The following is a 12758-nucleotide window of genomic DNA, read 5'->3' as shown; positions in this document are numbered from 1 at the left end:
TCAGTTCTCCTTGAACGGGAAGCCCAGGAGCTTGAGCAGCGCCCGGCCCTCGTCGTCGGTCTTGGCGGTGGTGACCACCGTGATGTCCATGCCCCGCGGGCGATCGATCCGGTCCTGGTCGATCTCGTGGAACACCGACTGCTCGGTCAGACCGAAGGTGTAGTTCCCGTGGCCGTCCAGCTTCCGGCCGTCGAGGCCGCGGAAGTCACGGATACGCGGCAGCGAGATCGACAGCAGCCGGTCCAGGAACTCCCACATCCGGTCGCCACGAAGGGTGACCTTCGCGCCGATCGGCATGCCCTCACGCAGCTTGAACTGCGCGATGGACTTGGTCGCCCGGCGGATCAGCGGCTTCTGGCCGGTGATCGTGGTCAGGTCCCGAACCGCGCCGTCGATCAGCTTGGCGTCACGAGCAGCCTCGCCGACACCCATGTTCACGACGACCTTGACCAGGCCGGGGATCTGCATGGGGTTGCCGTACTTGAACTGCTCGTTGATGGCCGGCACGACCTCGGACCGGTACTTGGTCTTGAGGCGCGGCAGCGTCTTGGTCTCGGTGGCGGCAGTCATCAGAGTTCCTTACCGGTCGTACGCGCGATGCGGACCTTGTTGCCGTTCTCGTCGATCCGGTAGCCGATACGAGTCGGCTTGCCCTGGTCGTCCAGCACCTGCACGTTGGAGATGTGAACGGGGGCTTCCTGCGTAACGATGCCACCGGTCTTCGAGCCCCGCTGGTTCGTGCGGATGCGCTCGTGCTTCTTGACTCGGTTGACGCCCTCGACCAGGACCTTGTCCTGCCGCGGGAAGGCCGCGATGACCTTACCCTTGGCACCCTTGTCCTTGCCGGCGATGACGACGACCGTGTCGCCCTTCTTGATCTTCACGGTCAGAGCACCTCCGGCGCCAGGCTGATGATCTTCATGAACCGCTTGTCGCGCAGCTCGCGCCCGACCGGGCCGAAGATGCGGGTGCCGCGGGGGTCCCCGCCGTCCTTGATGATGACGGCGGCGTTCTCGTCGAAGCGGATGTACGAGCCGTCCGGGCGCCGCTTCTCCTTGGCGGTGCGAACGACGACCGCCTTGACGACGTCACCCTTCTTCACACCGGCACCGGGAATGGCGTCCTTGACCGTGGCCACGATGACGTCGCCGATGCTCGCGTAACGGCGACCGGAGCCCCCGAGTACGCGGATGCACAGGATCTCCCGGGCACCCGTGTTGTCGGCGACACGCAGTCGCGACTCCTGCTGGATCACGTCTGTCTCCTATGTCTGCCAGTTCTCCGGGAACGTTCACCCGAAGCTTGGCGGAACGATGGTCCGGTGGGGCCGGCCGGAGCCGGCCCCACCGCACTCACTTGGCCTTTTCGAGGATCTCCACGATCCGCCACCGCTTGGTGGCAGAGAGCGGACGAGTCTCCATCATCAGAACCCGGTCGCCGATGCCCGCCGCGTTCTGCTCGTCGTGCACCTTCAGCTTGCGGGTACGACGGATGACCTTGCCGTACAGCGCGTGCTTGACCCGGTCCTCGACCTCGACGACGACGGTCTTGTCCATCTTGTCGCTGACCACGAGGCCTTCGCGCACCTTGCGCTGGGCGCGCGGTGCGGCGGTGGTGTTCTCACTCATGCTGTCACCTCATCCGGCGCAACCGAGAGCCCCAGCTCGCGCTCACGCATGATCGTGTAGATCTTCGCGATGTCCTTGCGGACGACCTGCAGCCGACGGTGATTGTCGAGCTGGCCGGTCGCGCGCTGCACACGAAGGTTGAACAGCTCCGCCTTGGCCTCCCGCAGCCGCGAAACAAGCTCCTCTTCGGAGAGTTCGCGCAGCTCGGCTGCCTTAACGCCCGCTGCCATCAGCTTTCACCCACTTCGCGTGTCACGATGCGGCACTTCATCGGGAGCTTGTGGATCGCGCGGCGCATCGCCTCACGCGCGACCGTCTCGTTCGGGAACGACATCTCGAAGAGAATGCGTCCCGGCTTGACGTTCGCCACCCACCACTCGGGAGAACCCTTACCGGAACCCATGCGGGTCTCGGCCGGCTTCTTGGTCAGAGCCTGGTCCGGGAAGATCGAGATCCAGACCTTGCCACCACGCTTGATGTGGCGGGTCATCGCGATACGCGCCGACTCGATCTGCCGGTTCGTCACGTACGCCGGCTCCAGAGCCTGGATACCGAACTCGCCGAAGACGACCCGGTTGCCGCCCTTGGACGCGCCACTGCGGTCCGGGTGATGCGGCTTACGAAAGCCCTTTGGGGGCTTACGCGGCATCAGCATGTGTCAGCCCTCCTGCTGCGTCTCGGCCACGGCCGGGGCCGCGGCAACCGCGGCGTCATTCACGTTGTCGCCGTCACCGGTGGTCCGGGACTGGGCCGCAGCGCGACCCGCCTCGGTGCCGCCGGCGGTCGTGCCGGACGAACCGGAACGGCCACGACGGGGACGCTCGGGACGGTCGGCACGGTCACGACGGGGGCGCGCGGGCGCCTCAGCCACGGCCTCGCGACCCGGAACGGCGTCGCCCTTGTAGATCCAGACCTTCACACCGATCCGGCCGAACGTGGTACGGGCCTCGAAGAAGCCGTACTCGATGTTGGCGCGGAGGGTGTGCAGCGGAACGCGACCCTCACGGTAGAACTCCGTGCGGCTCATCTCCGCGCCGCCGAGGCGGCCGGAGACCTGCACGCGGATGCCCTTGCAGATCGGGTTCTTCATGGCCGACTGCATGGCCTTGCGCATCGCCCGGCGGAAGCTGACCCGGCTGGACAGCTGCTCGGCGACGCCCTGCGCCACGAGCTGAGCGTCCGACTCGGGGCTCTTCACCTCGAGGATGTTCAGCTGGACCTGCTTGCCGGTGAGCTTCTCGAGCTCGCCGCGGATCCGGTCGGCCTCCGCGCCCTTACGGCCGATGACGATGCCCGGCCGGGCGGTGTGGATGTCGACGCGAACCCGGTCACGGGTGCGCTCGATGTCCACCTTGGAGATGCCGGCGCGCTCAAGCCCCTTGGACATCATGCGGCGGATCTTGACGTCCTCGCCGATGTAGTCCTTGTAAAGCTTGTCCGCGAACCAGCGGCTCTTCCAGTCGGTGGAGATGCCGAGACGGAACCCGGTGGGGTGAACCTTCTGACCCATTACTCGGCACCCTCCGTGCTCTGGGACTCGGCCTTCGGCGCCGGCTTGGCGGCGGCCTTCTTCGCCGGGCGGGTCGCCTGGACCGCCTCGACCGCGATGGTGATGTGACAGGTGCGCTTGCGGATCCGGTACGCCCGGCCCTGCGCCCGCGGACGGAACCGCTTGAGCGTCGGACCCTCGTCGACGAACGCCTCGCTCACGAGGAGAGCGTCGGGGTCGAGCCGCTCGTTGTTCTCAGCGTTCGCGATCGCGCTGGCAAGCACCTTGTAAACCTGCTCGCTGGCGGCCTGCGGCGCGAACTGCAGGACGGTGAGCGCCTCCTTCGCGGGCAGACCGCGGACGAGGTTGACCACCCGGCGCGCCTTGTTCGGCGAGATGCGCACGTGTCGCGCAACCGCCCGCGCGCCCGGAAGCACCGGAGCGTCGCCCTTAACTGGCATCGCTGTAGCTCCTTGATCCTCTAATCCGTGTATCTGCTTAGCGACGACGGCTCTTGCGGTCGTCCTTCTCGTGACCCTTGAACGTACGGGTCAGAGCGAACTCGCCCAGCTTGTGACCGACCATGGCCTCGGTGATGAACACCGGGACGTGCTTGCGCCCGTCGTGCACGGCGATCGTGTGCCCGAGCATGTCGGGGATGATCGTCGAGCGCCGCGACCAGGTCTTGATGACGTTCTTGGAATTCTTCTCGTTCTGGACTTCCACCTTCTTGATCAGGTGGTCGTCGACGAACGGGCCCTTCTTCAGGCTGCGAGGCATCTTCTACTCCCGTTACCCGCGCTTGCGGGTGGCGTAGCGGCGGCGAACGATCAGCTTGTCGCTCGGCTGGCCCTTGCGACGGGTACGGCCCTCGGGCTTACCCGCCGGGTTCACCGGGTGGCGACCACCCGAGGTCTTACCCTCACCACCACCGTGCGGGTGGTCGACAGGGTTCATGGCGACACCACGGACGGTCGGGCGCTTGCCCTTCCACCGCATACGACCAGCCTTGCCCCAGTTGATGTTCGACTGGTCGGCGTTGCCGATCTCGCCGACGGTGGCGCGGCAGCGCACGTCGACGCGACGGATCTCGCCGGAGGGCATACGCAGCGTGGCGTACACGTCCTCACGGCCGAGGAGCTGGATGCCGACGCCGGCCGAACGGGCCAGCTTGGCGCCACCGCCGGGACGAAGCTCCACGTTGTGGATCGTCGTACCGACCGGGATGTTGCGCAGCGGCAGGTTGTTGCCGGGCTTGATGTCGGCGCCAACGCCCGACTCGACCCGGTCACCCTGCTTGAGGTCCTTCGGCGCCACGATGTAGCGCTTTTCGCCGTCCGCGTAGTGGAGCAGCGCAATACGGGCGGTGCGGTTCGGGTCGTACTCGATGTGAGCGACCTTGGCCGGCACGCCGTCCTTGTCGTTCCGCTTGAAGTCGATCAGCCGGTACTGACGCTTGTGACCGCCGCCCTGGTGCCGGGTGGTGATCCGGCCGTGGACGTTGCGGCCGCCCTTCTTGGGCAGCGGGACCAGCAGAGACTTCTCCGGCGTCGACCGGGTGATCTCAGCGAAGTCGGCGACGCTCGAGCCGCGGCGGCCCGGCGTGGTCGGCTTGTACTTACGGATAGCCATGATTCATGAACCCCTTAGCTGACCGGGCCGCCGAAGGCCTCGATGCGGTCCCCGTCAGCCAGCTTCACCATCGCGCGCTTGGTGGCCTTACGCTGGCCCCAGCCGGTGCGGGTGCGCTTGCGCTTGCCCTCACGGTTAGCGGTGTTCACGGACAGCACGCGGACGTTGAAGATCTGCTGGATCGCGATCTTGATCTGGGTCTTGTTCGCGTCCGGGTGGACGAGGAACGTGTACCAGTTCTGGTCGAGAACGCTGTAGCTCTTCTCGGAGACCACCGGGGCGACGATGATGTCGCGCGGGTCGGCGATCGTGCTCACTTGTCGCCCTCCTCGGACGTCTCGGCGGAACCGCCCAGGAACTCGTCGAGCGCGACCTTCGTGAAGACAACCTCGTCCGCGACCAGCACGTCGTAGGTGTTCAGCTGGCCGGCCTCGATGAGGTGCACGGTCGGCTCGTTGCGCAGCGAGACCCAGTTCAACTCGTCCTGGCTGTCCAGAACGACGAGAACCTTGGTCGTCTGGGCGACCTTGCGCAGCGCCGTCACGGCGGCCTTGGTCGACGGCTTCTCGCCGGTGACGAAGGACTCGACGACGAACACGCGGCCGTCCCGGGCCCGGTCCGAGAGGGCGCTGCGCAGAGCAGCGGCCTTCATCTTCTTGGGGGTCCGCTGGCTGTAGTCGCGCGGCACGGGGCCGTGCACGACGCCACCACCGGTGAACTGCGGCGCGCGGATCGAGCCCTGACGGGCGCGACCGGTGCCCTTCTGCTTGTACGGCTTCTTGCCGCCGCCGGCGACCTCGCCGCGGGTCTTCGCCTTGGCCGTGCCCTGACGGGCGGCGGCCAGCTGCGCCACGACGACCTGGTGCATCAGCGGGATGTTCGCCTGGACGTCGAAGACGTTCGAGGGAAGCTCGACCGAGCCGGCCTTGTTGCCCTCGGCGTTGATCACGTCAACCGAGCTCACTTGGCACCGCCCTTCTTCGCCGCGGAACGGACCAGGATCAGCGCGCCCTTGGGACCGGGAACCGCGCCCTTGACCAGGATCAGGTTCCGCTCGGTGTCGACGGCCTGGATCGTCAGGTTCTGCACGGTGAACCGCTTGCCACCCATGCGACCCGCCATCCGGACGCCCTTGAAGACGCGGCCGGGAGTGGCGCAGGCGCCGATCGAGCCGGGCGAGCGGTGCTTGCGCTCGACACCGTGGCTGGCACGCAGACCGTGGAAGCCGTGGCGCTTCATGACACCGGCGTAGCCCTTACCGCGGGTCTTGCCGGTCACGTCGATGGCGCTGCCGGCAGCGAAGGAGTCAACGGTGACCTCCTGGCCGAGCTCGTACTCGCCGGCGTCGACGGTGCGCAGCTCCACGAGGTGGCGCCGCGGCGACACGCCGGCCTTGGCGTAGTGGCCGGCCTCAGGCTTGTTGACCTTGCGCGGGTCGATCGAGCCGTATGCCAGCTGGACAGCCGAGTAGCCGTCCTTCTCATCGGTGCGGACCTGGGTCACGACGCACGGGCCGGCCTGAACCACGGTCACCGGGACGACCTTGTTGTTGTCCCAGACCTGGGTCATGCCGAGCTTGGCGCCCAGGATCCCCTTAACTTGCCTGTCCATTAGTCGCGATCCCTACAGCTTGATCTCGATGTCGACGCCAGCCGGCAGGTCGAGGCGCATGAGCGAGTCGACCGTCTTCGGAGTCGGGTCGATGATGTCGATCAGACGCTTGTGCGTGCGCATCTCGAAGTGCTCGCGCGAGTCCTTGTACTTGTGCGGCGAACGGATCACGCAGAAACGGTTGATCTCCGTGGGCAGCGGCACCGGGCCTGCGACCTGCGCCCCGGTACGCGTCACCGTCTCGACGATTTTCCGCGCCGAGGAGTCGACGACCTCGTGGTCGTAGGCCTTGAGCCGGATGCGGATCTTCTGTCCCGCCATGGTGGCTTCTGTTTCCTTCTCTCGATGCCGCTACGTGCGAAAGCGGTGGCCTCCGCATGCCCGCAGGACCGTTGATCCTGCGTTGTCCGACCCCCGCGGTCGGGCGTGTCGCGCCTGTTCACAGAGTGCTGGGCACTCCAGGCTCCGCCCCAGGTCACCTGGTGCGGATCGATCGCGAGGATCTGAGGGTGTCGGGCGGCAAACGAACCACACCCGGACACCCGGCGAGGGTGGGCAACTGACGAGCGGCATTGCCTCGAACAGCTACCCACCCCGCGCGGACGCAACCTGACTAGTATGCCGGATTCTCGCCGACAACGCTAATCGGGGTCACCGATGAGGTTGCCCACAGGTTAACCCCGTGGACAACCATCAATCACTTGTTGATCTTCGTGACCGTTCCGGCGCCGACGGTGCGGCCACCCTCACGGATCGCGAACTTCAGGCCCTGCTCCATGGCGATCGGCTGGATCAGCTTCACGGACATGGAGGTGGAGTCGCCGGGCATGACCATCTCGGTGCCCTCGGGCAGCGTGACGACGCCGGTGACGTCCGTGGTGCGGAAGTAGAACTGCGGCCGGTAGTTCTGGAAGAACGGGGTGTGCCGGCCACCCTCCTCCTTCGAGAGGATGTAGACCTGGCCCTCGAACTCCGTGTGAGGAGTCGTGGTGCCCGGCTTCACGACGACCATGCCGCGCTCGACGTCCTCGCGCTTGATGCCGCGGAGCAGCAGACCGACGTTCTCACCCGCGCGGGCCTCGTCGAGCAGCTTGCGGAACATCTCGATGCCGGTGCAAACGGTCTTGGTCGACTTCTCGCGGATACCGACGATCTCGACCTCCTCGTTCGGCTTGAGGATGCCGCGCTCGGCGCGACCGGTCACCACGGTGCCACGGCCGGTGATCGTGAAGACGTCCTCGATCGGCATGAGGAACGGCTTCTCGGTCTCACGCTCGGGCTGCGGGATCGCGGTGTCGACCGCGTTCATCAGCTCCATGAGCTTGCCGGTCCACTCCGGGTCGCCCTCGAGCGCCTTGAGCGCCGAGACGCGGACGACCGGCAGGTCGTCGCCCGGGAACTCGTAGGTGCTGAGCAGCTCGCGAACCTCGAGCTCGACGAGCTCCAGGAGCTCCTCGTCCTCGACCATGTCGCTCTTGTTCAGGGCGACGACGATGTACGGAACGCCGACCTGGCGGGCCAGGAGCACGTGCTCCTTGGTCTGCGGCATCGGGCCGTCGGTCGCGGCAACCACCAGGATCGCGCCGTCCATCTGCGCGGCACCGGTGATCATGTTCTTGATGTAGTCAGCGTGGCCGGGGCAGTCCACGTGCGCGTAGTGACGCGACGCGGTCTGGTACTCGACGTGCGCGATCGAGATCGTGATGCCGCGGGCCTTCTCCTCCGGCGCCTTGTCGATCTCGTCGAACGGGGTGTACGGGTTCAGGTCCGGGTACTCATCGTGCAGGACCTTCGTGATGGCCGCAGTCAGCGTCGTCTTACCGTGGTCGATGTGACCAATGGTGCCGATGTTGACGTGCGGCTTAGTCCGCTCGAACTTCGCCTTCGCCACTGGTGTCCTCCTGTGGACTGATCATTACTTTTCGCCCGGCACGCCGATAAGGCGCTCAGGACTCTGTCGACTGCTCGTGCACGTGCGGTCCTCGACGGACCGCACGTGCCTCACCGCGTCAGGCGCCGGTGGCCTTGGCGATGATCTCCTTAGCCACGTTCTGAGGAACCTCGGCGTAGGAGTCGAACTGCATGCTGTAGCTGGCCCGGCCGGCAGTCTTCGACCGCAGGTCGCCGACGTAGCCGAACATCTCCGAGAGCGGCACCAGAGCCTTGACGACGCGAGCGCCGTGGCGCTCCTCCATCGACTGGATCATGCCACGACGGGAGTTGAGGTCGCCGATGACGTCACCCATGTTGTCCTCAGGGGTGGTGACCTCAACGGCCATCATCGGCTCCAGGAGGGCAGGATCGGCCTTGCGGGCCGCTTCCTTCATCGCCATGGAGCCGGCGATCTTGAACGCCATCTCGGACGAGTCGACCTCGTGGTACTGACCGTCCAGGAGCGTGAACTTCACACCGACAAGCGGGTAACCGGCGAGCACACCGTACTGCAGGGAGTCCTGCGCACCGGCGTCGACCGAGGGGATGAACTCCTTGGGCACGCGGCCACCGGTGACGGCGTTGACGAACTCGTAGGTCGGGCCGTCGGCGTCGAGCGACAGCGGCTCGACCTTGACGACGACCTTCGCGTACTGACCCGAGCCACCGGTCTGCTTCTTGTGCACGTAGTCGAGCTTCTCCACGGTGCCGCGGATCGTCTCGCGGTACGCCACCTGCGGCTTACCGATGTTCGCCTCGACGTTGAACTCGCGCCGCATGCGGTCGACGAGGATGTCGAGGTGCAGCTCGCCCATGCCGGCGATGATGGTCTGCCCGGTCTCCTCGTCGTTGAAGACGCGGAAGGTCGGGTCCTCCTCGGCCAGACGCTGGATCGCGGTGCCCAGCTTCTCCTGGTCCGACTTGGTCTTCGGCTCGATGGCGACCTGGATGACCGGCTCCGGGAAGGTCATCGACTCCAGGATGACCGGGTTCGCCGGGTCGCAGAGCGTGTCACCGGTGGTGGTCTGCTTGAGACCCTGGACGGCGATGATGTCGCCGGCCTGCGCGGTGCTGCGCTCCTCACGCTTGTTCGCGTGCATCTGGTAGATCTTGCCGATCCGCTCCTTGCGGTCCTTGGTGGAGTTGACCACCTGAGAACCGGACTCGAGCGTGCCGGAGTAGACCCGGACGTAGGTCAGCTTGCCGAGGTGCTTGTCGGTCTGGATCTTGAAGGCCAGCGCCGAGAAGGGCTCGTCGTTAGACGGCTTGCGCAGCAGCGGGGTCTCGCCGTCGGTCGCGGTGCCCTCGATCGCCGGGATGTCCAGCGGCGACGGGAGGAACTCGACGACCGCGTCGAGCATGGGCTGCACGCCCTTGTTCTTGAACGCCGAGCCACAGAGGACCGGGTTCGCCTTGCTGGCGATCGTGGCGCGCCGGATGGCGGCCTTGATCTCCTCGACCGAGACCTCTTCGCCCTCGAGGTACTTCTCCATCACCGCGTCGTCGACGTCGGCCAGGGTCTCGAGCAGCTTCTCGCGCCACTCGGCGGCCTGGTCGGCGAGGTCGGCGGGGATCTCCTCGATCGCGTAGTCCTCGCCCTTCTGGGTCTCACCACGCCAGGTGAGCGCGCGCATCTCGATCAGGTCGACGACACCGATGTGGTCGCCCTCGAGCCCGATCGGGATCTGCAGGACCAGCGGGGTGGCGTTCAGCCGGTCGATCATCATCTGCACGCAGCGGAAGAAGTCGGCACCGGTCCGGTCGAGCTTGTTGACGAAGCACATCCGGGGGACGTTGTACTTGTCCGCCTGACGCCAGACGTTCTCGGTCTGCGGCTCGACGCCGGCAACACCGTCGTACACCGCGACCGCACCGTCGAGCACACGCAGCGACCGCTCGACCTCGACCGTGAAGTCGACGTGGCCGGGCGTGTCGATGATCTGGATCGTGTGACCCTTCCACTCGCACTTGGTGGCGGCGGAGGTGATGGTGATACCGCGTTCCTGCTCCTGCTCCATCCAGTCCATGACGGCAGCGCCCTCGTGGACTTCACCGATCTTGTACGTGATACCGGTGTAGAACAGGATCCGCTCAGTCGTCGTGGTCTTACCAGCGTCGATGTGCGCCATGATGCCGATGTTGCGAACCTTGGCGAGCGCGTCTGCGGCGGCCACTTCCATCCCTACTTTTCTTCGTCGTCGTCTCGTGGACCGGTACGACTGCCGTGGCCCGGCACAAGGCCGGGCCTGCAGCAGGGTCTTACCAGCGGTAGTGCGCGAAGGCCTTGTTGGACTCCGCCATCTTGTGGGTGTCCTCGCGCCGCTTGACAGCAGCGCCGAGGCCGTTGCTGGCGTCGAGCAGCTCGTTCTGCAGGCGCTCGATCATGGTCTTCTCACGGCGAGCCTTGGAGTACTGGACGAGCCAGCGCAGGCCGAGCGTGGTCTGACGCGGGGTGCGGACCTCGACCGGAACCTGGTAGGTCGCGCCACCGACGCGGCGGCTGCGGACCTCGAGGGTCGGCTTCACGTTGTCCATCGCACGCTTGAGGATGACCACCGGGTCGGTGCCACCGCTCTTCTCGCGGGCACCCTCGAGGGCGCCGTACACGATGCGCTCGGCGAGCTGACGCTTGCCGCCGATCAGGATCTTGTTGACCAGCTGAGTCACCAGCGGGGAGTTGTACACCGGGTCTGCGACCACAGGGTGGCGCGGAGCGGGTCCCTTACGCGGCATGTCAGCTCTTCTCCTTCTTCGCGCCGTAACGGCTGCGGGCCTGCTTGCGGTTGCGGACACCCTGGGTGTCCAGCGAACCACGAACGATCTTGTAGCGAACGCCCGGAAGGTCCTTAACACGGCCGCCGCGCACGAGCACGATGGAGTGCTCCTGCAGGTTGTGACCGACGCCCGGGATGTACGCCGTGACCTCGATCTGGCTGCTCAGCTTCACACGAGCGACCTTGCGCAGCGCAGAGTTCGGCTTCTTGGGGGTAGTGGTGTACACGCGCGTGCACACGCCGCGCCGCTGAGGACTTCCCTTCAGCGCCGGCGTCTTTGTCTTGCTCGTCTTCGCCTGGCGGCCCTTTCGGACCAGCTGCTGGATCGTGGGCACCGGGTTTCTCCGCTCCCTTCGGCCGCTTCCTGTTTTTACGGCCGCACCGAGTATTTCTGCCTCTGTGTGCGGGCTTCGCCCTGGAGGGCGTCTCCCGCACCCGCGGTCGGGCGTGTCGTCCGGCTCACGGTCCCGCCACGCGTGGGTAGACCACGCGTTTCGGGTCTTGTCTCTGTCGGGACAGGTGCTCTCACCGAGCTCCGCCCGTCGTGCCGCTATCCCCGTCGTACCTTCCGAATCGGGTGCACGCACGAGTTGCCCGGGCGAGCCCGGGCACGAAGGGAAAGATTACCCACCATAGGCACCCAGGTCAAAATGAGCTCAGGCTCCCACGATGGACATCTCCGTATACCAGTGTACCGGGTGCTCCGGCGCGGCATCGCCGCGGTGCCGGATCCCGGAGCCCACAGAGCTGTACGGTGGCCTCCGCGTAACTGGTCGGTAGCCGGGCGTGGCCACTCACGACATCTGCAACACCAGTCCCAGCAACAGACCGACCAGACCTATTCCCGCGCCGGCCGCGCCGCAGGAGATGCCGGCGATGCCCACCCCTCGGCCGGTGAATCGCACCCGGCCGGGCTGACCGGACCGGCGGATCTGCCGAAGAGCGATCATCCCGGCGGTCACCGCTCCCACACCGGCCAGCACACTGAGCAGGGTGAACGCGCCACCCACCCAGACCCCCCAGCCCTCGCCGGCACCCACCGCGCCGAAGCAGAGAGCCAGCGTGGAAACCAGGATCGCACCGATCCCGGCCACCAGCGAGCCGATCGCCAGGCCGGATGTGATCGGCACGACCCTCAGCTGCGCCAGGCCGAACCCGGTGCCACCGACCGCGTCGACGCGTTCCAGCTGCCAGCCCACGGACGGCGGCGCCACCGGCGGCGGGCCGTAGGAGGGCTGCTGTGGCGGGCCGTAGAAGGACTGCGGCGGCTGCGTCATGGGGGAAAGCATGTCACCCGTCCGAGCCGGGGCGCAGCCCGGCGTCAGTCGGTCCCGGGCGCGAAGTCCGTCCCGCCGGGCGCCGCGGCGAAATGCAGCAGGCCGGCGATCACGGCCACCACCAGCGACGCCAGCGCGAGCACCAGGCCGGCCCAGGCCAGCCGGCGTCCCCGCCGGATCCACGCCGAGCCGGTCAGATAACCGCCCGCCGCATACGCCTCACGGTGTGCCTGCCGGGCCAGCAGCAGCGCCACGGTGGCCGGTATCACCCCGCCGATGAACACTCCGGTCAGCAGCCCGACGAGCCCGAGCGCGAACACCGCACGGGACTTGGTGGACGGCACCGGCTCCGGATCCAGCGGGTGACGGGTCGGCACTGGGGAGACGGTCATCCGTCCATCTTAAGAACGCCACA

Annotated in this window: 20 protein-coding genes; all 20 read right to left on the bottom strand. The window is 66.7% G+C overall.

All coding sequences use genetic code 11. The features are described from left to right. The 20 genes from rplE to AMIS_RS03040 all read right to left on the bottom strand — a co-directional run bounded on the left by rplE (nucleotide 1) and on the right by AMIS_RS03040 (nucleotide 12735). On the bottom strand, nucleotides 1–570 hold the full coding sequence (gene rplE / locus AMIS_RS03135; protein WP_014440733.1) for a 50S ribosomal protein L5: 570 nt from the start codon (nucleotides 568–570) through the stop codon (nucleotides 1–3). Then, a complete protein-coding gene (gene rplX, locus AMIS_RS03130; RefSeq protein ID WP_157434727.1) occupies nucleotides 570–890 on the bottom strand; it encodes a 50S ribosomal protein L24 in 321 nt (106 codons plus the stop codon). Before rplX ends, rplE begins: the two co-directional genes overlap by 1 nt. Continuing rightward, complete coding sequence (rplN, locus tag AMIS_RS03125; RefSeq protein ID WP_007073026.1) at nucleotides 887–1255, bottom strand: 50S ribosomal protein L14; 369 nt, start codon at nucleotides 1253–1255, stop codon at nucleotides 887–889. The genes rplX and rplN overlap by 4 nt, the downstream gene beginning before the upstream one ends. 97 nt (nucleotides 1256–1352) lie before the next feature. Continuing rightward, nucleotides 1353–1628, bottom strand: a complete 276-nt coding sequence (gene rpsQ, locus AMIS_RS03120) for a 30S ribosomal protein S17 (RefSeq protein ID WP_014440731.1) — start codon at nucleotides 1626–1628, stop codon at nucleotides 1353–1355. Beyond that, complete coding sequence (gene rpmC / locus AMIS_RS03115; protein WP_014440730.1) at nucleotides 1625–1858, bottom strand: 50S ribosomal protein L29; 234 nt, start codon at nucleotides 1856–1858, stop codon at nucleotides 1625–1627. Before rpmC ends, rpsQ begins: the two co-directional genes overlap by 4 nt. Then, a complete protein-coding gene (gene rplP, locus AMIS_RS03110; RefSeq protein ID WP_014440729.1) occupies nucleotides 1858–2283 on the bottom strand; it encodes a 50S ribosomal protein L16 in 426 nt (141 codons plus the stop codon). The genes rpmC and rplP overlap by 1 nt, the downstream gene beginning before the upstream one ends. Before the next feature lie 3 nt (nucleotides 2284–2286). Continuing rightward, nucleotides 2287–3138 carry a 30S ribosomal protein S3 gene (gene rpsC, locus AMIS_RS03105; protein WP_014440728.1) on the bottom strand — a complete coding sequence of 284 codons (852 nt, stop codon included), beginning with the start codon at nucleotides 3136–3138 and terminating at the stop codon, nucleotides 2287–2289. After that, nucleotides 3138–3578, bottom strand: a complete 441-nt coding sequence (gene rplV / locus AMIS_RS03100; protein WP_014440727.1) for a 50S ribosomal protein L22 — start codon at nucleotides 3576–3578, stop codon at nucleotides 3138–3140. Before rplV ends, rpsC begins: the two co-directional genes overlap by 1 nt. Before the next feature lie 37 nt (nucleotides 3579–3615). Further along, entirely contained in the window at nucleotides 3616–3897 is a 282-nt protein-coding gene (gene rpsS / locus AMIS_RS03095) for a 30S ribosomal protein S19 (RefSeq protein WP_014440726.1), read from the bottom strand. A gap of 12 nt (nucleotides 3898–3909) precedes the next feature. Then, a complete protein-coding gene (gene rplB, locus AMIS_RS03090) occupies nucleotides 3910–4749 on the bottom strand; it encodes a 50S ribosomal protein L2 (RefSeq protein ID WP_014440725.1) in 840 nt (279 codons plus the stop codon). A gap of 14 nt (nucleotides 4750–4763) precedes the next feature. Further along, nucleotides 4764–5066 (bottom strand): 50S ribosomal protein L23, encoded by a 303-nt coding sequence (rplW, locus tag AMIS_RS03085; RefSeq protein ID WP_014440724.1) that lies wholly within the window; start codon nucleotides 5064–5066, stop codon nucleotides 4764–4766. Further along, nucleotides 5063–5713 carry a 50S ribosomal protein L4 gene (gene rplD / locus AMIS_RS03080; protein ID WP_014440723.1) on the bottom strand — a complete coding sequence of 217 codons (651 nt, stop codon included), beginning with the start codon at nucleotides 5711–5713 and terminating at the stop codon, nucleotides 5063–5065. The genes rplW and rplD overlap by 4 nt, the downstream gene beginning before the upstream one ends. Continuing rightward, the gene (rplC, locus tag AMIS_RS03075) at nucleotides 5710–6360 is read right to left on the bottom strand and encodes a 50S ribosomal protein L3 (RefSeq protein ID WP_014440722.1); all 651 of its coding nucleotides are present in this window, start codon (nucleotides 6358–6360) and stop codon (nucleotides 5710–5712) included. Before rplC ends, rplD begins: the two co-directional genes overlap by 4 nt. A gap of 12 nt (nucleotides 6361–6372) precedes the next feature. Beyond that, complete coding sequence (gene rpsJ / locus AMIS_RS03070) at nucleotides 6373–6681, bottom strand: 30S ribosomal protein S10 (protein ID WP_007073037.1); 309 nt, start codon at nucleotides 6679–6681, stop codon at nucleotides 6373–6375. Nucleotides 6682–7057: 376 nt separating this feature from the next. Further along, nucleotides 7058–8251, bottom strand: a complete 1194-nt coding sequence (gene tuf / locus AMIS_RS03065; protein WP_014440721.1) for an elongation factor Tu — start codon at nucleotides 8249–8251, stop codon at nucleotides 7058–7060. A 118-nt stretch (nucleotides 8252–8369) separates the two neighbouring features. Continuing rightward, nucleotides 8370–10466: an elongation factor G gene (gene fusA, locus AMIS_RS03060; RefSeq protein ID WP_041830459.1), complete on the bottom strand. Its 2097-nt coding sequence runs from the start codon at nucleotides 10464–10466 to the stop codon at nucleotides 8370–8372. An 85-nt stretch (nucleotides 10467–10551) separates the two neighbouring features. After that, the gene (rpsG, locus tag AMIS_RS03055) at nucleotides 10552–11025 is read right to left on the bottom strand and encodes a 30S ribosomal protein S7 (RefSeq protein WP_014440719.1); all 474 of its coding nucleotides are present in this window, start codon (nucleotides 11023–11025) and stop codon (nucleotides 10552–10554) included. Nucleotide 11026: 1 nt separating this feature from the next. After that, nucleotides 11027–11401, bottom strand: coding sequence for a 30S ribosomal protein S12 (gene rpsL, locus AMIS_RS03050; RefSeq protein ID WP_014440718.1), 375 nt, complete (start codon nucleotides 11399–11401; stop codon nucleotides 11027–11029). 459 nt (nucleotides 11402–11860) lie between these two features. Continuing rightward, nucleotides 11861–12343: a hypothetical protein gene (locus AMIS_RS03045; protein WP_231859221.1), complete on the bottom strand. Its 483-nt coding sequence runs from the start codon at nucleotides 12341–12343 to the stop codon at nucleotides 11861–11863. A 44-nt stretch (nucleotides 12344–12387) separates the two neighbouring features. Then, nucleotides 12388–12735 carry a hypothetical protein gene (locus AMIS_RS03040; RefSeq protein WP_014440716.1) on the bottom strand — a complete coding sequence of 116 codons (348 nt, stop codon included), beginning with the start codon at nucleotides 12733–12735 and terminating at the stop codon, nucleotides 12388–12390. Between the last annotated feature and the right edge of the window lie 23 nt (nucleotides 12736–12758).

It is taken from the genome of Actinoplanes missouriensis 431 (assembly GCF_000284295.1).
Taxonomy (GTDB): domain Bacteria; phylum Actinomycetota; class Actinomycetes; order Mycobacteriales; family Micromonosporaceae; genus Actinoplanes; species Actinoplanes missouriensis.
This window is presented reverse-complemented; position numbering and strand designations above follow the sequence as displayed.